Origin of the sequence: Sediminicoccus sp. KRV36, from assembly GCF_023243115.1 — a bacterium.
Lineage (GTDB): Bacteria > Pseudomonadota > Alphaproteobacteria > Acetobacterales > Acetobacteraceae > Roseococcus.
Genome location: NZ_CP085081.1, coordinates 2,267,678 through 2,292,855, shown reverse-complemented (window position 1 = coordinate 2,292,855; position 25,178 = coordinate 2,267,678). Strand labels below are relative to the sequence as shown.

The following is a 25,178-nucleotide window of genomic DNA, read 5'->3' as shown; positions in this document are numbered from 1 at the left end:
ATATCCGATCGATTTTCCATGAAAAAGAGCGTGAGTATTCATCGTCATTCCCTCTGTATTCCTGTTTGAATCCAGGAAAATAACCCAGGGAACGTCGATTGGTTTCGGTGCCGGTTATCTTTTGTCTTTACCCGTGAGCGAACGGCCGGCCACGACGCTCGCCGCGCCAAACCGCTCCCGCAGCGCCTCGATGGCGCGCCATTTCGCCGCGCGGCGCGGCGCCGAGGGGTCCGCCAGGTCACCCTGATCCGCATCCGCCGCCAGGCACAGCGGCGCCGCCCCCAGGCCCAGCAGCCGGTAGCGCGTGCCATCCGCCGCGCGGGCAAGCAAGGGCCGGGCGGCGTCGAACAGCGTTTCCGGCAGCAAGGTGGGGCCGGCCAGGCGCGCGCTGCGCGTCAGCGTCTCGAAGCCACCGGTTTTCAGCTTGAGCACGACGCCGCCGGCCGAAAGCCCCTTCCCGGCCAGCCGCGCCGAGAGCTTTTCGCAAATCCGCCAGAGCACGCCCTCCAGCGCCGGAAGATCGGCCAGGTCCTCCTCGAAGGTCGTCTCGGCGCTGACGCTCTTGGTCTCGCGCTCGGGATTGACGGGCCGGTCATCTTCGCCGCGCGCGCGGGCGGCCAGGGCGGGCCCTTCGGCGCCCAGCCGCGCCATGGCGGATTTGGGGTCAAGCGCCGCCAATTGCCCGAGCCGGGTGATCCCGGCCGATTCCAGCCGGCGCACCGCGGCAGGCCCGATGCCGGGCAGGAAGCCCACGCGCTGCGGCGCCAGCCAGGCCGCCGCCTCATCCCCGCCAATCACGGCGAAGCCGCGCGGCTTGTCCCGCCCGGCCGCGAGCTTGGCCATCAGCCGATTGGCGGCCAGGCCGATGGAGATGGTCACCCCCACCTCCCGCTCCACATCGCGGGCCAGCCGCGCCAGAGTCACGGCAGGAGGTGCCTTATGCAACGCCTCGGTGCCCGAGAGATCCAGCACCGCCTCATCAATGGAGAGCGGCTGCACCAGGGGGGTCAGCGCCTCCATCATGGCGCGGATGCGCGCGCCCTCGGCCGCGTATTTGGCGATATCGGGCTTCAGCACCACCGCATCCGGGCAGGCGGCCAGCGCCTTGAACATCGGCATCGCGCTGCGGATGCCATAGCCGCGCGCGATGTAGCAGCAGGCCGCCACCACGCCGCGCCGCCCGCCACCGACCAGCACGGGCTTGCTCGCCAGTTCCGGCCGATCGCGCTTCTCGACGCTGGCATAGAAGGCGTCGCAATCCACATGGGCGATGGTGAGGGCGAAGAGCTCGGGATGGCGCAGCACCCGCCGCCCGCCACAATGCCGGCAGGCGGGTCCGGCGCCCGGATCGGCGCTCAGGCAGTCTCGGCAGAGGCCCGGCATCCCGTCAGGATGGGCCCCGGCCGCCCTCCCCGTCCAGCGGCTTGGAGCATCATCCGGCCAAACGGGATCGCTTGGATGGATAAAGATGCTCGAAAATCAATGGGCTGGAGGTTGTATCGTGAGCCCTCGCGAACGGAACAAGCTCTAGCTGCCGACAGGCCCGCCCGCTTCCCGCGTGATGACGATCACCGAAGGCCGGGGCGGCGCGCCCTCCACGAAATCCGGCCAGCGGGTCGAGGGGTTTTCAAAGGTGCTGCCGGGGTCCTCGCCGGGGTGCTGGATGGCCAGGAACAGCGCGCTGTCATCGGGCAGCAGCAAGGGGCCGCAGACCTCGGCCCCGGTCGGCGCCTGGTAGAACAGCCGCGTCAGCGCCCGGCCGCGCCCTTCCGTATCCGCCACATAGACGCCATCGGCGACACCCGCGGCGCTGCCGGCGCCATCGGTCGCGATCCAGATGCGGCCCTTGCTGTCGAAGGCGCAGTTATCCGGGCAGGAGAGCCAGCCATGCTCGCTCGTGGCACGGTGATATTGCGCGCCGGCATCAAGGCCCGGCTTGCCCGCGCGGAGGAACAGGCCCCAGCGCATCGTCTCGGCGGCATGGTCCGGGCGGTCGGGCGCGCCGGGCGGGATCATCTCCAGCACATGGCCATGCGCATTGGCCGGGCGGGGATTGGCGGCATTCACCTGCTCGGCCGAGCGGTTGGCGTTGTTGGTGAGCATGACATAGACGCGGCCATTGATCGGATTGGCCTCCACATCCTCCGGCCGGTCCATCGGCGTGGCCTGGAGCAGATCGGCCGCGCGGCGGGCTTCCAGCACCACATCGCCCTGGCTGCGGAAGCCATTCGCCTCGGTCAGCGGGCCGGTGCCATGCACCAGCGGCAGCCAGCGCATGGTGCCGTCGGCCTCATACCGCGCGACGGAGAGCGTGCCCTCATCCAGCAGATTGCGGTCCGGGTTGGCCGGGTTGTGCGGGCGGGCGGTGACGAAGCGATAGACGTAATCAAAACGCTGGTCATCGCCCATGTAGAAGACGACGCGGCCATCCGGTGCCATGGCGTAGGTGGCGCCCTCATGCTTGAAGCGGCCCAGGGCGGTGCGCTTCACCGGCATGCTTTGCGGATCATAAGGATCAATCTCAACAACCCACCCGAAGCGATTGGCTTCATTGGGTTCCTGGGTGCGATTAAAGCGCGCGATATGCCGGTGCCAGCCATAGGGCGGATTGGCGACAATGCCGTAGCGGCGATGCGATTCCGCCAGCGCCGGCTCGGTCAACTCACCGCCAAAGAGGAAGTTGAAGTTCTCCTCGCAGGTGAGGATCGTTCCCCATGGCGTTGTTCCACCGGCACAATTATTCAACATGCCAAGAACCCTCAGGCCTGAGGGATCGGCGTTGGTCCGCATCCAGGGATGGCCCGCTGCGGGGCCGCTGATCCGCATCGGCGTGGTTGCCGTGATGCGCCGGTTCAGCTGCCCCGCCCGCGCCAGCTTCCAGGAGCCGCCCTCGCGCTCGATCTCCACCAGGCTGCCGCCATGCGCCATCAGCTCCACCTCGGCCTGCTCGGCCGAGACGCGGGCGCGCGCCTGGCTCGACGTGCCCATGCCGGGGAACATCAGGTTGGTATTGGTGTATTCGTGATTGGCCCAAAGCAGGGCGCGATCACCGATGGCGCCACCGCGCTGCATCGGCAGCACCGCCAGGTAGTCATTATTGTAACCGAATTGCATGGCCTGGGCGGCGGCCGTGACGCGGCGCGGGTCAAAGGGCGGCGCCTCGGGCAGCACGGGGTCGCCCCAGCGGATCAGCACCCGGCTTTGATGGCCGGCGGCCACCGCATCGGTCTGCGCCAGTTGGTGGGGCAGTTCGGCGAAGGTCAGCGTGGAGGGCCCGCCATGCATGGGCGCCGCCTCGGCCACGCCGGCCAGGGCCGTGCTCAGCCCGCCCAGCAAGGCGCCGCGGCGGGAGAAGCGGCGCTCGATGATCTCGCTGATGGTTTCGCGCGGATCGGGATTGCTGGGGGTGTTTTCGGCGTCGAAGTCCATGGGATCCACCTGGGTTGTCACGCGGGAGAATGGGGCCTGCCCCGGGATTTGCGAATGAATCTTCGGCGAAAATTCAGGGCGGGTCCCACAACCGGGCCGCCCCCAGCACGCCGGAGCTGTCGCCATGGGCGGCGCGCAGGATTCGCGTGCGCACCACATCGGAAAAGACATGCCTGGGCATTTGGACCGGCAACTCCGCGTAGAGATGCGCCATGTTGGACAAGCCGCCGCCCAGCACGATCACCTCCGGGTCCAGCAGATTCACCACCATGGCCAGCGCCCGTGCCAGCCGGTCCGTGTGGCGCGCCAAGGCCTGGCGCGCCGCCGGGTCGTGGCGGGCGGGCAGGCCGCTGGCATCGCGCGCGCCAGGGCCGTCCGCATCGGCGGCCAGGGCCGGGCCACAGAGATAGGTCTCGATGCAGCCGCGCTTGCCGCACCAGCATGGCGCGCCGGGGAACTCCGCCTGCGTCATCCAGGGCAGCGGGTTGTGGCCCCATTCGCCGCCGATGCGGTTCACGCCCTCGATCAGGGTTCCGCCGATGACCAGGCCGCCGCCGACCCCGGTGCCCAGGATCACCGCGAAGACGCTCGCCGCTCCTGCCCCCGCGCCATCCGCCGCCTCCGAAAGGGCCAGGCAATTCGCATCATTGGCCAGCCGCACCTCCCGCCCCAGCGCCGCCGCGAGATCCGCGTCGAGCCGGCCGCCATTCAGCCACATGGAATTGGCGCCACGGATCAGGCCGGTGCGGGGCGAGAGGCTGCCGGGAATGCCCACCCCCACCGTGCCGCGCGCGCCAAGCTCGGCCTCGGCCCCGGTGACCAGGGCCAGGATGGCGGCGATCACGCCCGCATAATCCGCGGGGGTGGGCACGCGGCGGCGCAGCAGCACCTGCCCCGCGGCGCCCAGGGCCACCACCTCGATCTTCGTGCCGCCCAGATCAATCCCGATACGCATGCGCCGGAGGCTGCTGCGCGGCAGGCTTGCGGGCAAGCCCCCTGTGGTGCTGCATTGGCGGTATGGGAGACACCACCACACTCGATGTTCGCGGCATGACCTGCCCGCTGCCTGTGCTCAAGGCCAATAAGGCGCTGCGCGCCATGGCGCCCGGCGCCACGCTCGCCGTGCTGGCCACCGACCCCGCCGCCGTGAAGGATTTCCATGCCTATGCGCAGGAAACCGGCCATGAACTCCTGGCCTGGGCCGAGGAAGATGACGCCTTCCGCTTCATCCTGCGCCGGCGGGCCGAGGCATGAGCGTGCTGCTGCTCACCCACCGCGATTGCCTGGCGCATGAGATGGGTGAGGGCCATCCGGAATCCCCGGACCGGCTGCGCGCCGTGCTCCAGGCGCTGGACAGCGAGGAATTCGCCGAGCTGATCCGCGACCAGCCGGAAGAAGCCACGGAGGAGCAGCTGACGCGCGCCCATCCGGCCGATTATGTGGCCGCCATCCTGGGCGTGCGCCCGGCGCCGGGCGAATACATGGCCCTGGATGCCGATACCATCATGTGCGCGGGCAGCGCCCGGGCCGCGCTGCTGGCGGCCGGGGCGGCGGTGCGCGCGGTGGATGAGGTCTGCGAGGGCAAGGTACGCCGCGCCTTCTGCGCCACCCGCCCGCCCGGCCACCACGCCGAGCGGCGCCGCCCGATGGGATTCTGCCTCTTCGCCAATGCCGTGATCGCGGCCCGCCACGCCCAGGCCGCCCATGGCCTGGCCCGCGTGGCCATCTGCGATTTTGACGTGCATCACGGCAATGGCAGCCAGGACTGCACCGAGGCGGACCCCACCATCCTCTTTGCCTCCAGCCACCAGATGCCGCTTTACCCCGGCACGGGTGCCGCTTCCGAGACGGGGGTCGGCAATATCCACAATGCGCCCCTGCCGCCTGGTGCCTCCGGCATGGAGTTTCGCGCGGCCTGGGCAGAGGCCCTGCTTCCAGCGATCGAGGCCTTCGCCCCTGATCTCATCGTCATCTCGGCCGGTTTTGACGCCCATGCACGGGATCCGCTGGCCCAGCTGCGCCTGACGGAGGCGGATTTCAGCTGGCTTTCCATGGAGTTGTGCGCCCTGGCCGACCGCGTTTGCGCGGGCCGGGTGGTCAGTCTGCTGGAGGGGGGCTATGATTTGCAGGCGCTGGCAAGCTCCTCCGCCGCGCATGTTCGCGCCCTAATGCGAAGTTGAGCGGAATGCGACGGTTGTGTTACCTCGAAAACTTCGGTTTGCTGCGCATCTGTCGGGGCGGGCGGATCAAAACCGGCGTCCCCAACAATGAGGGCCCTGGGAAACAGGGGCCACAGGTTACCAAGGTCGGGCATCATTAAGGGAGCGAGCAATGTCAGTTCACCATGCATCGAAGCCCGCGGAGCACATGGGCGGCGAGGTGCTGGATTTGTCCTTCGAGGAGGCGCTGAGCCAGCTTGAGGGAATCGTAAAGTCGCTGGAAGGTGGGCGCAGCACATTGGCCCAGGCGATTTCGGAGTATGAACGAGGCACCGCGCTGCGCCGCTATTGCGAGACGAAGCTTGCGGAAGCCGAGGCAAAGGTGCAGGCCGTCGTCGAAGGCGGGCTGGGCCTGACCCTGAAGGATGTGGAATAGGATTACGGAGCCGAATGGATATGGTCACCGGCGGGGCTTCCGCCGCCTCACTCGCGGCCGCCTTGACCGAGGCCGCCCAGGATATTGATTCGGCGCTGGATCAGCTTCTCCCGATGGTCGAGGGCGATGAGGCGCGGCTATTCGATGCCATGCGCTATTCGACCATCGGCGGGGGCAAGCGCATGCGCGGCTTCCTGGTGCTGGAAGGGGCGAGGCAGTTCGGCGTCTCGCGCAGTGCGGCACTTCGCGTCGCCTGCGCGATCGAGATGATGCACGCCTATAGCCTGATCCATGACGATCTGCCGGCCATGGACAATGACGACCTTCGGCGCGGCAAGCCCACCAGCCACAAGCAATTCGACGAAGCGACGGCCATCCTCGCCGGCGATGCCTTGCAATGCCACGCCTTCACCGTGCTGGCCGATGACGCGACCCATCCGGACCCCGCCGTGCGGATCGAGCTGGTGCGCATGCTGGCCCGCGCCGCCGGCCCGCGCGGCATGTGCGGCGGCCAGATGCTGGACATCATGGCCGAGCAGGCGACGACGCCCCTGGAAGAGCCCGCCATTGGCCGGCTGCAATTGCTCAAGACCGGCAAGCTGATCGAATTCTCGGCCGAGGCGGGTGCCGTGCTGGGCAAGGCCGCATCCTCGCAGCGCCATGCGCTGGCGGCCTATGGGCGCGATCTGGGGGCCGCCTTCCAGATCGCCGATGACCTGCTGGACGCGACCGCCAGCACGGAGACCATGGGCAAGGCGACCGCCAAGGATGCCGAGGCGGGCAAGGCCACGCTGGTGGGGCTGCTCGGCATCGAGCGTTCCCGCATGCAGGCCGAGCGCCTGGTGGCGCAGGCGCGGGACCATGTGGAAATGTTTGGCGACCGCGCGGATTTGTTGCGCGCCATGGCCGATTACGTGATTGAGCGGAGAAACTAGATGCAAGACCGCCCTGCAACCCCGCTGCTGGACCGGGTGCGCGTCCCCGCGGATATGCGCAATCTCTCCGCCGACCAGCTGCGCCAGCTGGCCGACGAATTGCGGGCCGAAACCATCAGCGCCGTCTCCGTGACCGGCGGGCATCTGGGCTCCTCGCTCGGCGTGGTTGAACTCACCGTGGCGATTCACGCCATCTTCGACACGCCGCATGACCGGCTGATCTGGGATGTGGGGCATCAGTGCTATCCGCATAAGATCCTGACCGCGCGGCGGGACCGGATCCGCACGCTGCGCCAGGGCGGCGGGCTTTCGGGCTTCACCAAGCGCAGCGAGAGCGAATACGACCCCTTCGGTGCCGCCCATTCCAGCACCAGCATTTCGGCCGGCCTCGGCATGGCAGTGGCGAGCGCGCTGCAGGGCACGCCGCGCAACGTCATCGCGGTGATCGGCGATGGCTCCATGTCGGCCGGCATGGCCTATGAGGCGATGAACAATGCGGGGGCCGAGAAGGCCAACCTCATCGTCATCCTGAACGACAATGACATGTCCATCGCACCCCCCGTGGGCGCGATGTCCGCCTATCTCAGCCGCACGATTTCCTCACGGCCCTTCCTGTCGGTGCGAGATTTCGTCGCCAAGCTCGCGAAGAATTTCCCGGGCCCGATCGAGCGTGCGGCCAAGCGCGCCGATGAATATGCGCGCGGCCTGCTGACCGGCGGCACCCTCTTTGAGGAGATGGGCTTCTACTACGTCGGCCCGATTGACGGCCACAACATGGACCACCTGCTGCCCGTGCTGCGCAACCTGCGCGACACCGAGCACAAGGGCCCCTTCCTAGTCCATGCCGTCACGCAGAAGGGCAAGGGCTATGCCCCCGCCGAAACCAGCGGCGACAAGTATCACGGCGTGCAGAAGTTCAACGTCATCACCGGCGAGCAGCAAAAGGCGCCGCCCGGCCCGCCCGTCTATCAGAAGGTCTTCGCCCAGGCCCTGATCGCCGAGGCCGAGGTGGATGAGCGCATCGTGGCCGTGAATGCGGCCATGCCCTCCGGCACCAGCCTCGACATGTTCGCCAAGCGCTTCCCGGATCGCTGCTTCGATGTCGGCATCGCCGAGCAGCACGCCGTCACCTTCGCCGCCGGCATGGCGACCGAGGGGATGAAGCCCTTCTGCGCCATCTATTCAACCTTCCTGCAGCGCGGCTACGATCAGGTGGTGCATGACGTGGCCTTGCAGGGCCTGCCCGTGCGCTTCGCCATGGACCGCGCCGGCCTTGTGGGTGCCGATGGCGCCACGCATGCGGGCAGCTTCGATATCGCCTATCTCGGTTGCCTGCCCGGCTTCACGCTGATGGCGGCCAGCTGCGAGGTGGAGCTGGCCCACATGATCGCCACCATGGCGCAGATCGAGGACGGCCCCTCGGGCGTCCGCTATCCGCGCGGCGAGGGCTTCGCGCTCGAGCCCCTGCCCGCGCGCGGCACGCCACTGGCGATCGGCCGCGGACGCATCCTGCGTGAGGGCAGCAAGATCGCCATCCTCAGCTATGGCGCGCGCTTGCAGGAATGCCTGAAGGCGGCGGATGAGCTGGCCAGTTTCGGCCTTTCCACCACCGTGGCCGATGCGCGCTTCGCCAAGCCGCTGGACACCGCGCTGGTCGAGCAGCTGGCACGGCACCATGAGGTGCTGATCACCATCGAGGAAGGCAGCCTGAACGGCTTTGGCGGCCTGGTGATGCACCATCTGGCGCTGCGCGGCCTGCTGGATCACGGGCTGAAATTCCGCCCGATGACGCTGCCCGATATCTGGATCGATCACGAAAATCCCAGGAAGCAATACGACCAGGCCGGGCTGAACGCGCCGCAGATCACCGCGATGGCGCTGGCGGCACTGGGCAAGGACGCGCTGGCGGAGCCGGCGCGCGCCTGAGCCGGCCATGACCGGCAAGCTGCGCGCCGACCTCGCACTGGTCGAGCGCGGGCTGGCGGAATCCCGCACCCGCGCCCAGGCCTACATCATGGCGGGCCTGGTCTATTCGGGCGAAACGCGGATCAACAAGCCCGGCGAGATCATCGCCGAGGGCCGGGCGCTGGAACTGCGCGGGCAGGATCACCCCTGGGTCTCGCGCGGGGGCGTGAAGCTCGCGCATGGCATTGCGCATTTCGGCCTCTCGCCCGAGGGGCGGGTATGCCTGGATCTCGGCGCTTCCACGGGCGGCTTCACGGATGTGCTGCTGCATCACGGTGCCGCGCATGTGCATGCCGTGGATGTGGGGCATGGGCAGCTCGCCTGGAAGCTGCGGCATGATCCGCGCGTGACGGTGATGGAGCGCGTGAATGCCCGCCACATCAAGCCGGGCGACGTCCCTCCCCTCGATGTGCTGGTCTGTGACGCGAGCTTTATCGGCCTGCGCGTCGTGCTGCCCGCCTGCCTCGCGCTGTGCAAGCCGGGCGCCTGGGCCATCGCGCTCATCAAGCCGCAATTCGAGGTTGGCCCGGCCATCGCCAAGGGCGGCGTGGTGCGCGATGCGGCGGTGCATGAACGCGTCTGCGCCGAGATGGCCGAATGGTGGGCCGCCCTGCCCGACTGGCGCGTCCTGGGCGTGGAGCCAAGCCCGTTGCTGGGCCCCGAGGGCAATCGCGAATTCCTCATCGGCGCCGTGCGGGACTGATCTGCGCAACCGCGCAAAACCCCGCTAACCTTCGCCCATGCGAGACACCTGGACCATCGCCATCCATGGCGGCGCCGGCACCATCCGGCGCGATGAACTCACCCCGGACAAGGAGGCCGCCTTCCGCGCGGCTCTGCACGCCGCCCTGCAGGCGGGTGGCGCCATCCTCGATGCGGGCGGCAGCGCCGAGGCCGCCGTAATCGCCGCCGCGATGAGCCTGGAGGATTGCCCCCTCTTCAACGCCGGGCATGGCAGCACCTTCACGGCGGCGGGCAGCATCGAGATGGATGCGGCGCTGATGACCAGCACCGCCCGGGCCGGCGCCGTGACGGGCGCCACGCGCATCCGCAACCCCATCCTGGCCGCGCAGGCGGTGATGCGCGCCACACCTCATCTGCTGCTGGCGGGCCAGGCGGCGGATGATTTCGCGGCAAGCCAGGGGCTTGCTCTCGAAGCACCGGCCTATTTCGAGACGGAGCATCGCCGCCAGCAACTCCTGGCCGCGCAGGCGGCGCAGACGGTCTCACTCGATCATGACCTGCCCGCGAAGATGGGCACGATCGGCGCCGTCGCGCGCGACCGCAACGGCATGCTGGCCGCCGCGACCTCGACCGGCGGCATGACCAACAAGCGCGCCGGGCGCGTGGGCGATACGCCGATCCTGGGAGCCGGCACCTGGGCCGATTCGCATGTGGCCGTTTCCTGCACCGGGACGGGTGAGGCCTTCATGCGCTGCGCCGCCGCGCATGAAATCGCGGCACTGATGCGCCTGGCCGGCAAATCCCTGGCCGAGGCTACCGCCGAAGTGGCGCTGATCCGCGTGCCTGAAGCGGGCGGGCGCGGCGGCTTGATCGCCGTGGACGCCGAGGGCGAGGTGGCGCTGCCCTTCGGCACGGAGGGGATGTATCGCGGGTGGTGGCGGGCGGGCGCCACGCCACACACCGCGATCCATCAGGAGCAGAACTCGCCGCGCGAGTGACGCACCGCTTCGGCGAAGCCGCCTGCGCGGATCATGCCCGGCGAGGAGAATGATTCACCGCTTCGGCGAAGCCGCCTTCACGGATCATGCTCTGTGCGTCAGCTGTTGTTCTCGACGCGAATGCTCCAGTTCTGATCGCGCCCGAAGCCGTACATGTTCGCCGGGCGCTGCGTCGTGATCACGCGCTGCGTCATGTAGTCGTGATCCTGTGCATTGCCGCTGACCGTCGCATTGGCGCTGCCGACGATATTCGCCGAAGGCATGTCGTAAATCACCGAGCGGCTTTGCGCTTCATCCACCACCATCGGGCCTGTCGCGGCCTGCGCGCTGAAAATGGCGGCGGTGGCGAGGAAGCCGGCAACAAGAATCTTGCGGAACATGGCAGTCTCTCCTTCGGTCACCTGGCGTGCCGTGATGGCCCGCCGTGATGTGACTGAAGGCGATACGTGGCAGGGCGTGAAACGGATACGCGCCCAGCATTTATTTATCCGAGGGCGGCGATCACCGCATCGCCCATGGCGCGCGTGCCCATCACCGCCTCGCCGGGGGCGGCGATATCGGCGGTGCGCGCACCACCGGCCAGGGCGGCCTCCACCGCCGCTTCCAGCGCATCGGCATCCTGCGGGCGGCCCGCACTCCAGCGCAGCAGCATCGCCACCGAGAGGATCGCACCCAGGGGATTGGCGATCCCCTGCCCCGCGATATCCGGCGCCGAGCCATGGATCGGCTCATACAGGGCGCGCCGTCGGCCGGCGGCATCCGGCTCCGACAACGAGGCCGAGGGCAGCATGCCGAGCGAGCCGACGATCGCACCGGCCGCATCGCTCAGCAGATCGCCGAACAGGTTGTCCGTCACCACCACATCGAAGCGCCTCGGCGCGCGCGCCAGCTGGATGGCGCAATTATCCGCCAGCATGTTCTCGAAGCCGACATCGGGAAATTCGCTGGCGTGGATCTTCCCCACCATCTCGCGCCACAAGGCGCCCGCCTCCATCACATTGGCCTTGTCCACGCTGGTCACATGGTTGCGGCGCGTGCGGGCCAGGGTGAAGGCGAAGCGCGCCGCGCGGGCAATCTCGGCCTCGGTGTAGGTGTGGGTGTTCACTCCGCGCCGCGTGCCATCGGCCAGCGTCTCGACGCCGCGCGGCGTGCCGAAATACATCCCCGCCGTGAGTTCGCGCACGAAGCACAGATCCACCCCCGCCGTAATGCGCGGCTTGTAGGGGCTGGCCTCCGTCAGCGCGGGCTGCATCCGCACGGGGCGCATATTGGCAAAGAGATCCAGCGCCTTGCGCATGCGCAGCAGCGAACCCTTGCGGCGCTCCTCCGGCGGGACCAGGCCCTGCTGATCAATCGAGCCTGTGGCGCCGAACAGGATGGCATCGGTGGCTTCGATCTGCGCCCAGGTTTCATCCGGCATCAGCGTGCCGTGCTTGTGCCAGTTCACGATGCCGAAATCGCGCTCCACCAGCGTGAGATCGAGGCCGCGATATTCCGCGAACCAGCGCAGCACGCGCACCGCCTCGGCCGTGACCTCGGGGCCCACGCCATCGCCGGGCAGCACCAGGACCTTCATGCCACGCTCTCCCAGGCCCAGCCGCGCTCGGCGCTGTCGCGGGCTTTCCAGGCGGCGATGGCATCGGCCTGCTGCATCGTCAGCGCGATGTCATCCAGCCCGTGCAGCATGGCCTCGCGCTTGCGCTGGTCCACGCTGAAGGGGATCGCCTCGCCCGAGGGGGTGATGACCACCTGGCGCTCCAGATCCACCGTGGTGCGCGCATTGCCGGGGCTCGCCGCGGTTTCCTCGGCGATGCGGCGCACCACCTCGATGGGGAGTTGCACGGGCAGCAGCCCGTTCTGGAAGCAGTTGGAGAAGAAGATGTCGCCGAAGCTGGGGGCGATGACGCAGCGCACGCCCATGCCCATCAGCGCCCAGACCGCCCCCTCGCGCGAGGAGCCGCAGCCGAAATTCTCGGCGGCCAGCAGGATGGGGCTGTTGCGATATGGCGCCTGGTTGGGGATGAAATCCGGATTGTCCACGCCCTCGCTCACATAGCGGCGGCGTTCGAAGGCATGCACGCCCAGCCCCTCGCGGCCAGTGCCGACCAGGCGCTGGATGGGGATGATCACATCCGTATCCACATTGGCTTCCATCAGCGGGATGGCGCAGCCGGTGACGCTCTGAAAATCCTGCATGTCAGAAGCTCCTCACATCCACGATGGCGCCCGCCAGCGCCGCGGCCGCCGCCATGGCGGGGGAGGCCAGATGCGTGCGCGCCCCCGTCCCCTGCCGCCCCACGAAATTGCGGTTGGAGGTGGAGACGCAGCGCGCCCCGTCGGGCACCGCCTCGCCATTGGCGGCGACGCACAGCGCGCAGCCGGGCTCGCGCCATTCAAAGCCCGCTTCCTGGAAGCGCAGATGCAGGCCCTCGGCCTCGGCCTCGGCCTTCACCGTCTCGCTGCCTGGCACCACCCAGGCGGTGACGTGATCGGCCTTGTGGCGGCCCTTCAGCACATCGGCGGCGGCGCGCAGATCGGACAGGCGCGAATTTGTGCAGGAGCCGATGAACACCCAGTCCACCCGCGTGCCCTCCAGCTTCTGGCCGGGTTGCAGGCCCATATAGTCCAGTGCGGCCTCCCAGGCGGCGCGCTTGCCCTCATTGGGCGCTTCCGAGAGGTTCGGCACATGGCCGGTGACGGCGGCCACCTGCTCGGGGCTCGTGCCCCAGGTGATCTGGGGCGCGATGTCCTCCATCGCGATCACCTCATCACGCGTGAAGCGCGCGCCGGGGTCACTCGGCAGGGCGCGCCAATCGCGCAGCGCAGCGTCCCAGGCGGCACCCTTGGGCGCGAATTCGCGGCCGGCCAGGTAGGCGAAGGTGGTCTCATCCGGGGCCACCATGCCGACCTTGGCACCCATCTCGATGGAGAGGTTACACAGCGTCAGCCGCTCCTCCATCGACAGCGCCTGGACGGCGCTGCCGGCATATTCCATCGCCATGCCGGTCCCCGCCGCCGCACCAAAACGGCCGATGGCGGCGAGGATCATGTCCTTGGCCGTGACACCCAAAGGGCGCGTGCCTTCGAAGCGGATGCGGAAGGTGCCCGGGCGTCGCTGCGGCAGGGTCTGCGTGGCGAGCGCATGGCCCAATTCGCTGGCGCCGATGCCGAAGGCCATCGCCCCCACGCCGCCATTGGTGCAGGTGTGGCTGTCTCCACAGGCCAGCGTCAGGCCCGGCAGCACGATGGCCAGTTCGGGTGCGATGACATGCACGATGCCATTGCCGGGCTGGTTGAGGTCGAACATGCGCACACCCTCGGCCGCGCAGCGCTCCCGCAGGGATTTCAGCAGCCGCTCGCCCTTCGGGTAGGTGGCGGCGGTGCGGCCCGGCAGGGTGGAGACGGCATGGTCCGGCGTGGCAAACACCTTGCGCGGCTCGGCCACGTGGCGCCCTGCTTCGGCCAGCTCCGCCATGGCACGCCCGCCACTCAGATCATGCACCAGGATGCGGTCCAGATAGAGCAGCGACCAGCCCTCGCCGAGATCGGCGATGACGTGCCGGTCCCAGATCTTGTCGAACATCGTGCTGGGCATGGCGTCCTCCTGCGGCCGCTCACTTCTTCTCGGCGAGCGCCATCGTCACGATGGCGTCATCCACGCAATTCGCATAGCCCGGCGCGCGGCGGATGGCGCCCGCGCTGAGCATGGCGGCCTCCAGCCGGTTGAAGCTCTCGGCCGGGAAATGCGGATCAACCGTCCAGATGCCCAAGGCCCGGTAGCGCGCGATGCAGGCGGCCAGCAGCTTGGGCTCCATCGCCGGGAAGTAGCCCGCGATGGTGGCGGCGATCGCCTCCGGCGGGGCCGCCATGAACCAGCTTTGCGTGGCGGCGAGGCCGCGGATCATGGCGCGAAATTCGGGCGCGTATTCCGCGATATTCGCAGCGGTGGAATAGAAGGTCGTGTAGCTGGTGGGCCCACGCGAAGCGGCCGCATGCCAGACATGGCCGGTGCCGTCCCGCGCCATCTGGCTGGCGAAGGGCTCAAAGAGCTGCGCCACATCCAGGCGCCCCTCCGCCACCGCCGCCGCATTGGCCGCCATGGGCTGGTCCGTCACGCGCGTGATGCTGGCGGGATCAAGCCCGGCGCGGCGGATGTCATCCTGCAAGGTCCACCAGGGTGTCGGCACCTCGCTCACGGTGCCGAGCGTCATGCCGGCCAGCTCCGCGAGGTGGAAATGCGGACGTGGCGCGCGGCCGATGAGGAAGAAGGGATCGCCCAGGATCGCCGCCCCGAAATTGCGCAGTGGCGAGGCTGCATCCGCATCATGCGCGAGCAGGATGCGCATGGGCCCGCCCCAGGCGAGATGCGCCACGCCGCTCAAAACGGAGTCCTTGGCGAGCGAAGGCTGCGTTCCCGCCAGCACGGTGACGCCCAGCCCCTGCGCCGCATAGGCATTGCGCGCGAGTGCGGCATAGAAAGGCGCATAGAAGACGGCCCGGAAGGGCTCCTGCAGGGTGATCTGGCGCATGGCTTGCATCCCGAGAGCGAGCATTCCTAAAGCCTGCATCGTGCGCCACACCACACCGACCGCCAAGAGAGGCCATTCCATGCCGCAACGCCGCCAACTCCTTGCCACCGCAACCCTCCTGCCCTTCGCGGTGCAACCCATCGTGGCGCGGGCGCAATTCACCCGGCCCCTGCGCATGATCATCCCGGTCGGTGTCGCCGGCGTGACCGATGTGGTGGGCCGCATCCTGGCCGAGGGCATGCAGGCGCAGATCGGCCAGCCCATCATCCCGGAGAATGTCGTGGGCGCCGGCAGCACGGTGGGGGCGGCCGCCTTCCACCGCGCGGCCAATGACGGTGGCACGATGTTCATCGGTACCAACAACCATCCGGTGATGCGCGCCGTCTATCCGAATTTCCCGCATGATCCGGTGACGGATTTCGTGCCCATCGCCGGTATCGGCCGGCAGCCCTTCGTGCTGGCGGTGCACCCCGATGTGCCCGCGAATGACCTGCCCGCGCTGCTCGCCTGGCTGCGCGCGCAAGGTGACCGAGCGAATTTCGGCTCGGCCAATCCCGGCGCCACCAATCACCTGGCGGGCGAGTTGTTCAAGCAGCTCTCCGGCACGCAATTCACCATCGTGCCCTACCGCACCGCCGCCGCCGCCGTGCAGGACCTGCTGGCGGGACGCATGAATTTCTCGATCGACAGCCCGACGCTGATGATGCCGCTGATCCGCGACGGCAAGCTGAAGCCCATCGCCGTGACCAGTGCCGAGGCTTCGGCCCTTGCCCCCGGATTGCCGCCCATCGCCTCCGCCCTGCCCGGCTATGACCTGACCGCCTGGCAGGTGCTGTTCACGCGCCCGGGCGGGCCGGAGGAAGCCCGCCGTGCCATCAGCGCCGCGGCCTTGGCCGCCGTGGCCGACCCCGCCGTGAAGGCCCGGCTGCTCACCGCCAATGTCGAGACCTGGGCCGATCCGAGTGCGGAAGCCGCCGCGCGCCACATCGCGGCCGAGGTGGCGCGCTGGGCCCCCATCGTGGCCCGCATCACGCCGGGTTGACCATCGGGGTGCCACCGCTGATCTTCGCCGGGAAGAACACGGGAGGCGCCAGGACATGTTTTCGCTGCGGGGGCGCAAGGCCCTCATCACCGGGGCTTCGGGCCTGCTTGGCGCGCATTTCGCCCGCCTGTTGCATTCGGCCGGCGCCGAGGTCGTGCTCGCGGCCCGGCGTGTGGAGGCCTGCGCGCAACTGGCGGCTGAACTCGGCAAGGAAGCGCAGGCCATCCGCCTGGATGTGCAGGATGAAGCCAGCATCGCCGCCGCCTTCGAAGCGGCACCCGATTGCGACATCCTGGTGAATAATGCCGGCATTGCCGCGACCAGGCCGTTCCTCGATCACACCGCCGCCGAGTTCGACCAGGTGCTCTCCATCAATCTGCGCGGCGCCTTCCTGGTGGGCCAGGCGGCGGCCCGCTGCATGGTGGCGCGCAAATCGGGCGGCTCCATCATCAACATCGCATCGGTGCTGGGCAGCCGCATCATCCCCGGTGTCGCGGGATATACCGCCGCCAAGGCCGGGCTGTTGCAACTCACGCGGCAGATGGCCGTTGAACTCGCGCGGCACGACATACGGGTGAATGCCATCGCACCAGGTTACATCGCCTCCGACATCAACGCCGCATTCTTCGCCTCCGAGGGCGGGCAGGCGATGATCAAGCGCATTCCGCAGCGCCGCCTGGGCACGCCCGAGGATCTGGATGGTCCGCTGCTGCTGCTGGCATCCAGGGCCGGCGCGCATATGACAGGCAGCGTCATCACCGTGGATGGCGGCCACAGTATCAATGCCCTCTGACAATCCTCTCTGAAAGACCACGCAGATGGACTTCACCCTCGACGCCCGAAGCGAAGCCAAGCGCCAGGCCGTTCGCGCCTTCGTCAATGACCGGCTGATCCCGCTGGAGGCCGACCGCGCCAGCTATGACGCGCATGAGAACATCGCCCCTGGCCTGCTGAAGACGCTGCGCGCCGAGGTGAAGGCAGCGGGCCTCTGGTGCCTGCAATTGCCCGAGGATATCGGCGGCCAGGGCCTGCCCTTCACCGGCATGGCCGCCTGCTACGAGGAGATGAACCGCTCCATCTTCGGCCCCGTCTGCTTCAACTCGGCCGCCCCCGATGACGGCAACATGATGGTGCTGAACAAGGTCGGCACACCCGCGCAGAAAAAATGGTGGATGATGCCGGTGGTGCGCGGCGAGGTGCAGTCCAGCTTCGCCATGACCGAGCCCGAGGGCGCCGGCAGCGACCCCGGCATGACGAAAACCTATGCCGAGCGCGCGGGCAATGATCGCTGGCGGATTCACGGCCGCAAGTGGTTCATCACCGGTGCCGGCGAGAGCAGGCATTTCATCGTCATGGCCCGCACCAGCGATGATCCGCGCAAGGGACTGACGGCCTTCCTGTTCCACGCCGACCAGCCCGGCTGGAAGATCGAGCGTCGCATCCCGATCATGGGCCCCGAGGAACATGGCGGCCATTGCGAGATCACCTTCGATGGCCTGGAAGTCGCCGACGAGAACATCCTGATGGGTGTGGGCGATGGCCTGAAGATGACGCAGATCCGCCTCGGCCCCGCGCGCCTCACCCATTGCATGCGCTGGACCGGCATGGGCCGCCGTGCCCTCGAAATCGCCATGGCCCGCATCGAGGAACGCCACGCCTTCGGCCAGAAGCTGGCCGACAAGGAAAGCGTGCAGATGATGGTGGGTGAGGCCGCGATGCAGCTCGACATCGCGCGCCTGCTGACGATGCGCGCCGCCTGGAAGCTCGACCAGGGGGATTTCGCCCGCAAGGAAGTCAGCATCGCCAAGATCGTCGCCGCTGATGCGCTGCACCGTGCCGCCGATACCGCGATCCAGCTGCTGGGCGCCCGCGGCTACTCGAAGGACACGCCCGTCGAGTGGATGTATCGCTATGCCCGGCAGGCGCGGCTGGTGGATGGCGCCTCCGAGGTGCATCGCATGGTCATCGCGAATTTCCTGCGGCGCGAGGGCGGCGATTTCTTCGCCTGGGGGCCATGAACGAAGCCCGGCGCGCGGCGCTGAATGCCTGGCTCGGCGTCGAGATCACGGGCGCCAGCCTGCTCTCGGGCGGCGCCATCCAGCAGAATTGGGCGCTGACGCTGGCCGATGGCCAGGAATGGGTGTTGCGGACGGACAACGCCGCCACCCTCGCCGTCTCATTGCCGCGAACGGCCGAATACGCGCTGCTGCGCGCCGCCCATGCCGAAGGTGTGACCGTGCCCGAGCCGCTCTCCTGCTGCGAGGACGCCTCCGTCATCGGCGCGCCGTTTTTCGTGATGCGCCGGGTCGCCGGCACGGCCACGGGCTTTCGCCTTGCCAAGGCCGCCGCCGCCCAGGGCGGGGATGATGCGCTGGTGCGCGCATTGGGTGCCGAGCTTGCGCGCATTCATCGCATCCGCCCCCCGCGCGCTGACCTCGCCTTCCTGGGCGAGCCGCCGGCCGATGCGGGGGCCGGCTTCATCACCGCCATGCAGGCGCGGCTTGATGCGGCAGGCACGCCACGCCCGGCGGTGGAATGGGGCCTGGCCGCCCTGGCCCGCAACCTGCCGCCACCGCTGCCGCCCGTGCTGTGCCACAATGATTTCCGCACCGGGAATCTGATGGTGGAGGGCCATGCCGTGACCGCCGTGCTCGACTGGGAATTCGCCGCCTGGGGGGACCCGCATGCCGATCTCGGCTGGTTCTGTGCGCCCTGCTGGCGCTTCGGCAATTCTGGGCTGGAGGCGGGTGGCTTGGGGTCGCGCGCGGCCTTCCTCGATGGCTATGGCGCCGGCGCCGATGCGTCACGCCTGCCCTTCTGGGAACTCGCCGCCACCATCCGCTGGGCGGTGATCGCCGCCGACCAGGGGGCGCGCCACCTCTCGGGCGTGGAGCGCAGCCTGGAACTCGCCTTGACGGCGCAGATCATCCCCGAGCTGGAAATGGACATCCTGCGGCAGGTGGAGGCGCTCGATGCTGGAACAGCCTGACGCGGCGGATCTGCTGGCCACGGCGCGCGAGGCGCTGCTGGGCAAGCTGCTGCCTGCCCTGCCCGCGCATCTGCATTATGAGGCGCGGATGATCGCCAATGCCATGGCCATCGCCGCCCGCGCCAGCACGGTGGACCCCGGGCACCTGCAGGAGCGCCTTGCCAATTTCGCGGAAGGCCCGGCGCAATTCGCGGCCCGCATCCGCGCCGGCGCCTATCAGCCCGGAACGCCCGCCCATGCCGGCGCTGCCGCCCTGCTGCGGGAGATGGTGGAATTGCGCTGCGCGGTCACTGCCCCGCGCGCGCTCGGATGAGTGGAGCGGCCCTTCTTTCCGGCGCGCGGCGCCGCCAGGCGGCCTTGCGCATCATCCTGCCGCTGGCGGGTGTCGCGCTCATCATCGGCGCGGTGCTGACCATCGCGCTGCACAGCTACCAGGCCAATCGCCAGGGCGCGCTGGCGCTGAGCGAGGAAATGCTAGGCAGCCTGGAGGCGCGCGTCGCGCAGGAAATCGGCGGCTTCTTCGCCAGTGGCGAGCGCGCCGCGCGCTACGCGCGGGAGGTGTTCAACGCCCCTGCCGTGCGCGGCGGGCAACGCGAGACGCTGGAGAATTTCGGCCGCGCCGTGCTGGATCAATTGTCGCATATCTCGCTGTTCATGGCGGCGGACCAGGCGGGCAACTACATCGCCGTCCGGCGCGTGGCCGAGGGGGGCTATTCCTCCTTTGTCATTCGCAACGAACCCGGGCCGCGCAGCCTGGTCCTCAAGACCTATGACCGGCAGGAACGCCTGATCAGGGAGGAGCCGCAGGCCGAACATGAATTCGACCCGCGCACCCGCCCCTGGTTCCGCGCCGCCATCAGTGACCCGGACGAGGCCTGGACCGATCTCTATCTCTTCTTCACCGACCGCGTGATGGGGCTGACCGTCGCCACCGCCGTCCGGCGGCTCGATGAGGCGGCACCCTTCGGCGTGATCGCGCTGGATGTCTCGCTGCGCGCCTTGTCGGACTTCCTGGCGAGCCTGCAGATCGGCCGTCACGGCCAGGCGGTGATCGTGGATGCGCAGGGCCGCATCATCGCCCATCCGCAGGCCGACCGCGCGATGCGCACCGGCCCCGAAGGCCCGATCCCCAACCGGCTGGATGAAATCGGCGATCCCGTCCTCGCCCGCGCCTTCGACCTGATCCGCCTGCAAGGCAACGTGCATGCGGCCGAGGATGTGAACGGCGCGCGGCACATCATCATCTCCAGCAGGCTTGGCGCCGAAGCGACCTCCGGCTGGCGGCTGGTCATCACCGTGCCGGAGGATGATTTCACCGGCTTCGTCGCGGTGAACAACCGCCGCGCACTGGTCATGTCCCTCGCCGTCGTGCTGGTGGCGCTGGGCCTCGCGCTGCTCTTGGTGCGCCAGGGCTTGCGGGCCGATGTGGCGGCGCGCCGGCTGCTGGATGAGAAGCAGAGCATCGCCTCCCAATCCGCCGCCTTCGCGGAGCTGGCCGGCTCGGCCGCGTTGTTCGACCCGGCCTCGGACCTCCCGCCCGACCTGACCGAGCGCCTGGCCAGCGTGGCCCAGGCCACCCGCGCCTGCATCTGGCGGCTGACCCCCGATGGCCGCGGCCTGACGCTGGAAGATGGCTACGACGCCGAACGCGGCGGCCACACCAGCGAGGCGATGCTGCTGCGCGAGGAAATGCCCGCCTTCTTCGCCCGCCTCGCCTCGGGCGAGCCGATCATCGCCGCCGATGCGGCGCGCGAGCGCAGCACGGCGGAGCTGCATCGCATCTGGCTCAACCCGCTCGGCACGACGGCGCTGCATGCCATCCCGATCCGGCATGGCGCGCGCAGCTTCGGCGTGGTCTGGCTGGAGGACCCGCAGGAGACGGCGGGCGATACCCAGGGCTTCCTGGAGGCCCTGGCGAAGCTGCTGGCGGTGCGCATGGCGGGCGGCCAGGCACGCCTCGCGGCCCGGGCGGCCGCCGTGCACGCGCTGGAGCCCGAGCCCGCCGCGGCCAGTGCCGGCTTCGCCGATTCCGCCCTCAGCGCCAGCCTCTCGGCCGAGGTCGCGGCCGATGTCTATCCGCAGGTCGCGGTGATGGTGGTGCGCTTCACCGATCCGCTGGCACTGGCGGGCCGCCGCGCCGCCGCCCTGCAAGGCGCGCTGGTCGGCCGCATCGCCCATGCGCTGGAGCGCGCGGCGCAGGAGGCGGGCATCCCCTACCTCAAGCTCCTCGGCGATGAGGTCGTGGCGGCCGCAGGCCTGACGCCCGAGGAGGCAGGCCGCCCGGCGGCACGCCGCATCGCCGCCTTCGCCCTGGCCGCGCGAAGCTGCTGCGCCGCCCTCTTCGAGGAGGCCGAGGCCGAGCCCGGCTTTCGCATCGGGCTGGATATGGGCGTGGCCATCGGCAGCCGCGTCGGCTCGGGCGAGGGGTTTCTCAACCTCTGGGGCGATGCCGCGCGCCTTGCCGACCAGATGGCGCAATCGGCACCGCTGGGCGGCATCCAGGCGACCGAGGCGGTCTATGCCGCGCTGGCCGGGCAATATCTGTTCCGCCCGCGCGGCGCCTTTCATGTACCGCTGCATGGCCCGCGCAATTGCTACATCCTGGCTGCGGCATTGTGATGCTCGCGGCGCTGGGCAGCCCGTTCCGCCGGGGTGTGCAGCTGGTGCTGCAACTCCTCGGCCTGAGTGCGCAATTCATGGCCTGGGCGGTGCGTCCCCTAGGCTGGCGCGGCCCGGAGCGGCAGGAGCTGTTCCGCCGGCTGCGGCAATCCCTGCTGGGGGGTGTGCTCGCGGCGCTGGTGCTGGGGCTGCTGATCGGGGCGGGGCTGGTGTTCCAGGGCATCAGCTGGTCCGGCGTGGTCGGTCAACGCGGGCTGCTGGCCAATGTGCTGGTCACGGTGCTGGTGCGCGAACTGGCACCGGTGCTGGTGGCACTGCTGATTCTCGGCCGCTCCGGCATGGTCATGGTGGCCGAGCTTGGCGCGCTGCGCGGCAGCGGTGCCGCGCGCGTCCTGACCTTGCAGGGGGTGGATCTGCTGCGGCTTTATGGTGCGCCGGCATCGCTCGCCTTCGCGCTGGCCGCCTTCACGCTGGGCGTGTTCTTCGTCGCCGTGGCATTGATCTCGGGTGGCGCGCTGGCGCTGGCATTGGGGGACCAGTCGGTGGCCCTGCTGGATTCGCTGGATGGCGTGCTGCGGGCCATGCAGCCGGCCGATACGGTGATCTTCCCCATCAAGCTGCTGGTGGCGGGCGGGCTGGTGGGCGTGGTGGCGGCGCATACCGCCCTCACCGCCCCCGCCGGCGCCAGCACGGCGGAATTGCTGCCGGTGTGCTTCGTGCGCGCCGTGCTCTCCATCCTGATCGCCTCGGTGCTGATGAGCCTGGCCGCATGAACGCGAGCGAGATCCCGGCGCTGGAGCTGGACGGCCTGCGCGATGCGCGGGGCGGGCGCTATGCCCTGCGGGTGCTGCCCGGGGAATTGGCGCTGATCCAGGCCGATGACCCGGCGATGCTGACCGGCTTCACGGAGCTGTGCCTGGGGCTGATCCCGCCCAGCGCCGGGGTGGTCAGCGCCCTCGGCCTGGATTGGGCCGAACTGACGCCCGATGCGGCGCGCAGCTTGCGCGGCCGCATCGGCCTGGTCAGCCTGCAGGGCGGCTGGGCGCCGCATCTGAGTGTCGCGGAAAGCGTGATCCTGGCCGGGTTGCAGCATCGGCTGGGCTCGGCCGCGGCGCTGCGGGAGCGTGCGGCCGAACTCTGCCGCCGCTTTGGCCTGCCCGGCCTGCCCCTCGAACGCCCGGGCCAGCTCAGCCAGCCCGAGCTGGCCCGCGCCGCCTGCGCCCGCGCCTTCTTGAACCGCCCCGGCCTGCTCATCCTGGAGAGTCCCTTGCAAGGCAATACCGTGCCGGAACTCCGCCTGCCGCTGCTGGAGGCGCTGGCCACCGCCCAGCCCGCCGCCTGCCTCTGGCTGACCACCAGCCTCTCGGTCTGGACGGATCGGGCCATCCCGGCGACGCAACGCCACCGGCTGGGGGCGGGCGGGCTTGATGCCATCCGCCGGGTGGCGGCATGAGCGACCGGCCGCCATCCCCCCTGCCCCCGCCAGCGGAGGCATTGCCGCCCGTGGAGCGCGCGCTTGGGGGCCGCATCTCCTGGCGCAGCCGCCTCGCCGGCGATGAATGGGTCGGCCTCATTGTGCTGATCGCGCTGGTGCTGTTCCTCGGCGCCGTGCTGCAGGCCGGCGTGCTGCGCGAATGGCTGCAGCCCTCGGCCCGGCTGCGCGTCCTGCTGCCGGATGAGGGGATCAGCGGCCTCGCCGTGGGGGCCGAGCTGGAGGTGCTGGGCACGCGGGCCGGCACTGTCCGGCGCATCGTCATCAACCCCGCCTCCCGCCTCTATGCCGAGGTGCAGCTGGATGAGCAGGCCAAGCCCTTCATCCGCCGCGATTCGGTGGCAACCATCCGCAAGCGCTTCGGCGTGGCGGGGGCGGCCTTCCTCGATGTGGCGCGCGGCACCGGCGCGCCGCTCGACTGGAACTACGCCGTGATCGAGGCGAATTCCGAGCGCGCGCCCACGGAAACCGTGGGCGCCATCATTGACGATGTGCGCGGCCGCATCCTCCCCATCATGGAGGATCTCGGCCGGGCCGCGCATAGCCTGGCGCTGGCCACCGGACGCATCGAGCGCGGCGAGGGGTTGATCGGCCGCCTGCTCAGCGATGACACGATGGGCGGGCAATTGGAGGCGGTGGTGACTGAGGCACGGGCGGTGATGGAAGCCTTCCGCCGCATCGTCGCCAGCGTGGAGACGGTGGCGGCGGATGGCGCGCGCATCACGGGCTCGCTCTCCGGCCCGCAAGGCATCCCCGTGCTGCTGCGCCGCGCGGATGCCGCCATGACCGATCTGCAAAGGGTCACGCGGGACCTGGCGCGGGCCTCGCCGCGCGTCTCCAATATCGCGCGTGGCGTGGAGGAGAGCGTGGCCAACCTGCCGGCGCTGCTGCTCCAGGCGCAGGCCACCACGCGCGAGCTGGAGGCGATGATCGCGCAGCTGCGCGCACTCTGGCTGCTGGGCGGCGGTGGCCCGCTGCCGGAGCGGGACCGCGTGCCGGCCGAGCGCATCCGGCCATGAGGGCGCTGCTGCTCATCCTGCTGCTGGCGGCGTGCGGCGCGCGCGCACCCACAACGCCCGCGCCGCAACCGGACGAGGCGCTCTCCCGCACGTTGCGCGCGGGGCGGCTCGCGCTGGATGCCGGGCGCTTCGAGGAGGCCGTCCGGCAATATGGCGATGCGCTGCGACGCGCGCGTGAGCGCGATGCGCCCGCCGATATCGCCGATGCCGCGACGGGACGCGCGGCCGCCCTGCTGGGCCAGGGCAATGCGCTGGCGGCACGGGACCAGGCCGCGGCCGTGCTGCTGGATTTGCGCCGACGCGGCGTGGCCCCGCCCGCCCCCCTCACCCTGGCAGAGGCCACGGCGCGCTACCGGCTGGGTGATCCGGATGGCGCGCTGCCGCTGCTCATCACGCTGCGCGAATCCGCCGATCACGATGCAGCCTTGCGCGCCGCCTTCGTCGAGGGGCTGATCGCCGATGCCCGCCAGGACGGGCCGGCGCTGCGTGCCGCGCGCGCACGCCAGGGCACGCCGCAAGCCTTCAACTTCCGCGCCGATGCGGCCGAGCTTGACGCGCGCATCGCCCTCCTGGGACGCGATGCCGCGCTGGCGATCTCCCGCGCCGAGGAAGCCGCCACGCTGCGGCGCGATGCACTGGATTACCGGGGGCTGGGCCGCGCGCTGGAGGTCGCCGCCGATGCGGCGCGGCTGGCCGGCGAGCCCGATCGGGAGGCGGATTTCGCCTGGCGCGCGGCGCAGGGTGCGAGCGCCCGCGGCGACCAGGCGGCGGCGCGCCGCCTTCTCACGCGTGCCCGCAATGTGGCCGCGGATTCAGCGATGCGCGCGGCCATCGGGCGGGAGCTGGCGGCGCTGCCCCCCGGCTGAAGCGCGCTTGACCCCG

Annotated in this window: 25 protein-coding genes; 17 read left to right on the top strand and 8 right to left on the bottom strand. The window is 69.6% G+C overall.

What is annotated here, in order from left to right; all coding sequences use genetic code 11:
- Positions 1 to 114: 114 nt before the first annotated feature.
- From LHU95_RS10595 to LHU95_RS10585, 3 genes are all read right to left on the bottom strand, one after another.
- Complete coding sequence (locus LHU95_RS10595) at positions 115 to 1,383, bottom strand: DNA polymerase IV (RefSeq protein WP_248711328.1); 1,269 nt, start codon at positions 1,381 to 1,383, stop codon at positions 115 to 117.
- A 144-nt stretch (positions 1,384 to 1,527) separates the two neighbouring features.
- Entirely contained in the window at positions 1,528 to 3,429 is a 1,902-nt protein-coding gene (locus LHU95_RS10590) for a PhoX family phosphatase (RefSeq protein WP_248711327.1), read from the bottom strand.
- Positions 3,430 to 3,502: 73 nt separating this feature from the next.
- Positions 3,503 to 4,384, bottom strand: a complete 882-nt coding sequence (locus tag LHU95_RS10585; protein ID WP_248711326.1) for an ROK family protein — start codon at positions 4,382 to 4,384, stop codon at positions 3,503 to 3,505.
- A 62-nt stretch (positions 4,385 to 4,446) separates the two neighbouring features.
- Between LHU95_RS10585 and LHU95_RS10580 the strand changes: the two genes are divergently transcribed.
- The 7 genes from LHU95_RS10580 to LHU95_RS10550 all read left to right on the top strand — a co-directional run bounded on the left by LHU95_RS10580 (position 4,447) and on the right by LHU95_RS10550 (position 10,606).
- Positions 4,447 to 4,683 carry a sulfurtransferase TusA family protein gene (locus tag LHU95_RS10580; RefSeq protein ID WP_248711325.1) on the top strand — a complete coding sequence of 79 codons (237 nt, stop codon included), beginning with the start codon at positions 4,447 to 4,449 and terminating at the stop codon, positions 4,681 to 4,683.
- The gene (locus tag LHU95_RS10575; protein ID WP_248711324.1) at positions 4,680 to 5,609 is read left to right on the top strand and encodes a histone deacetylase family protein; all 930 of its coding nucleotides are present in this window, start codon (positions 4,680 to 4,682) and stop codon (positions 5,607 to 5,609) included. Before LHU95_RS10580 ends, LHU95_RS10575 begins: the two co-directional genes overlap by 4 nt.
- A 187-nt stretch (positions 5,610 to 5,796) precedes the next feature.
- Positions 5,797 to 6,024, top strand: a complete 228-nt coding sequence (gene xseB, locus LHU95_RS10570) for an exodeoxyribonuclease VII small subunit (RefSeq protein WP_248711539.1) — start codon at positions 5,797 to 5,799, stop codon at positions 6,022 to 6,024.
- 14 nt (positions 6,025 to 6,038) lie between these two features.
- On the top strand, positions 6,039 to 6,959 hold the full coding sequence (locus LHU95_RS10565; protein ID WP_248711323.1) for a polyprenyl synthetase family protein: 921 nt from the start codon (positions 6,039 to 6,041) through the stop codon (positions 6,957 to 6,959).
- On the top strand, positions 6,960 to 8,885 hold the full coding sequence (gene dxs, locus LHU95_RS10560; protein ID WP_248711322.1) for a 1-deoxy-D-xylulose-5-phosphate synthase: 1,926 nt from the start codon (positions 6,960 to 6,962) through the stop codon (positions 8,883 to 8,885).
- 7 nt (positions 8,886 to 8,892) lie between these two features.
- Complete coding sequence (locus LHU95_RS10555) at positions 8,893 to 9,627, top strand: TlyA family RNA methyltransferase (RefSeq protein ID WP_248711321.1); 735 nt, start codon at positions 8,893 to 8,895, stop codon at positions 9,625 to 9,627.
- Between the two features lie 37 nt (positions 9,628 to 9,664).
- On the top strand, positions 9,665 to 10,606 hold the full coding sequence (locus LHU95_RS10550) for an isoaspartyl peptidase/L-asparaginase (protein ID WP_248711320.1): 942 nt from the start codon (positions 9,665 to 9,667) through the stop codon (positions 10,604 to 10,606).
- 98 nt (positions 10,607 to 10,704) lie between these two features.
- Here LHU95_RS10550 and LHU95_RS10545 read toward each other — a convergent pair whose 3' ends face one another.
- From LHU95_RS10545 to LHU95_RS10525, 5 genes are all read right to left on the bottom strand, one after another.
- Entirely contained in the window at positions 10,705 to 10,986 is a 282-nt protein-coding gene (locus tag LHU95_RS10545; protein WP_248711319.1) for a hypothetical protein, read from the bottom strand.
- A 104-nt stretch (positions 10,987 to 11,090) separates the two neighbouring features.
- Positions 11,091 to 12,182, bottom strand: coding sequence for a 3-isopropylmalate dehydrogenase (leuB, locus tag LHU95_RS10540; RefSeq protein ID WP_248711318.1), 1,092 nt, complete (start codon positions 12,180 to 12,182; stop codon positions 11,091 to 11,093).
- Positions 12,179 to 12,802 (bottom strand): 3-isopropylmalate dehydratase small subunit, encoded by a 624-nt coding sequence (gene leuD / locus LHU95_RS10535; protein ID WP_248711317.1) that lies wholly within the window; start codon positions 12,800 to 12,802, stop codon positions 12,179 to 12,181. The genes leuB and leuD overlap by 4 nt, the downstream gene beginning before the upstream one ends.
- Before the next feature lies 1 nt (position 12,803).
- Positions 12,804 to 14,201, bottom strand: coding sequence for a 3-isopropylmalate dehydratase large subunit (gene leuC, locus LHU95_RS10530; protein WP_248711316.1), 1,398 nt, complete (start codon positions 14,199 to 14,201; stop codon positions 12,804 to 12,806).
- Positions 14,202 to 14,220: 19 nt separating this feature from the next.
- Positions 14,221 to 15,135: an ABC transporter substrate-binding protein gene (locus tag LHU95_RS10525; protein ID WP_248711315.1), complete on the bottom strand. Its 915-nt coding sequence runs from the start codon at positions 15,133 to 15,135 to the stop codon at positions 14,221 to 14,223.
- 79 nt (positions 15,136 to 15,214) lie between these two features.
- On the opposite strand from LHU95_RS10525, the gene LHU95_RS10520 reads away from it, so the two are divergent.
- From LHU95_RS10520 to LHU95_RS10475, 10 genes are read left to right on the top strand one after another with little or no spacing between them, the layout of a single operon-like run.
- Positions 15,215 to 16,177: a tripartite tricarboxylate transporter substrate-binding protein gene (locus LHU95_RS10520; RefSeq protein WP_248711314.1), complete on the top strand. Its 963-nt coding sequence runs from the start codon at positions 15,215 to 15,217 to the stop codon at positions 16,175 to 16,177.
- A gap of 55 nt (positions 16,178 to 16,232) precedes the next feature.
- Positions 16,233 to 16,970, top strand: coding sequence for an SDR family oxidoreductase (locus LHU95_RS10515; protein ID WP_248711313.1), 738 nt, complete (start codon positions 16,233 to 16,235; stop codon positions 16,968 to 16,970).
- Between the two features lie 25 nt (positions 16,971 to 16,995).
- The gene (locus tag LHU95_RS10510; protein WP_248711312.1) at positions 16,996 to 18,195 is read left to right on the top strand and encodes an acyl-CoA dehydrogenase family protein; all 1,200 of its coding nucleotides are present in this window, start codon (positions 16,996 to 16,998) and stop codon (positions 18,193 to 18,195) included.
- Positions 18,192 to 19,166: a phosphotransferase family protein gene (locus LHU95_RS10505; RefSeq protein WP_248711311.1), complete on the top strand. Its 975-nt coding sequence runs from the start codon at positions 18,192 to 18,194 to the stop codon at positions 19,164 to 19,166. The genes LHU95_RS10510 and LHU95_RS10505 overlap by 4 nt, the downstream gene beginning before the upstream one ends.
- On the top strand, positions 19,150 to 19,479 hold the full coding sequence (locus LHU95_RS10500) for a DUF6285 domain-containing protein (protein ID WP_248711310.1): 330 nt from the start codon (positions 19,150 to 19,152) through the stop codon (positions 19,477 to 19,479). Before LHU95_RS10505 ends, LHU95_RS10500 begins: the two co-directional genes overlap by 17 nt.
- Complete coding sequence (locus tag LHU95_RS10495; RefSeq protein WP_248711309.1) at positions 19,476 to 21,785, top strand: cache domain-containing protein; 2,310 nt, start codon at positions 19,476 to 19,478, stop codon at positions 21,783 to 21,785. Before LHU95_RS10500 ends, LHU95_RS10495 begins: the two co-directional genes overlap by 4 nt.
- Complete coding sequence (locus tag LHU95_RS10490) at positions 21,785 to 22,558, top strand: ABC transporter permease (protein ID WP_248711308.1); 774 nt, start codon at positions 21,785 to 21,787, stop codon at positions 22,556 to 22,558. The genes LHU95_RS10495 and LHU95_RS10490 overlap by 1 nt, the downstream gene beginning before the upstream one ends.
- Entirely contained in the window at positions 22,555 to 23,238 is a 684-nt protein-coding gene (locus LHU95_RS10485) for an ATP-binding cassette domain-containing protein (RefSeq protein WP_248711307.1), read from the top strand. Before LHU95_RS10490 ends, LHU95_RS10485 begins: the two co-directional genes overlap by 4 nt.
- Positions 23,235 to 24,296, top strand: a complete 1,062-nt coding sequence (locus LHU95_RS10480) for an MlaD family protein (protein WP_248711306.1) — start codon at positions 23,235 to 23,237, stop codon at positions 24,294 to 24,296. Before LHU95_RS10485 ends, LHU95_RS10480 begins: the two co-directional genes overlap by 4 nt.
- On the top strand, positions 24,293 to 25,162 hold the full coding sequence (locus tag LHU95_RS10475) for a hypothetical protein (RefSeq protein ID WP_248711305.1): 870 nt from the start codon (positions 24,293 to 24,295) through the stop codon (positions 25,160 to 25,162). Before LHU95_RS10480 ends, LHU95_RS10475 begins: the two co-directional genes overlap by 4 nt.
- The last annotated feature ends 16 nt before the right edge of the window (positions 25,163 to 25,178 follow it).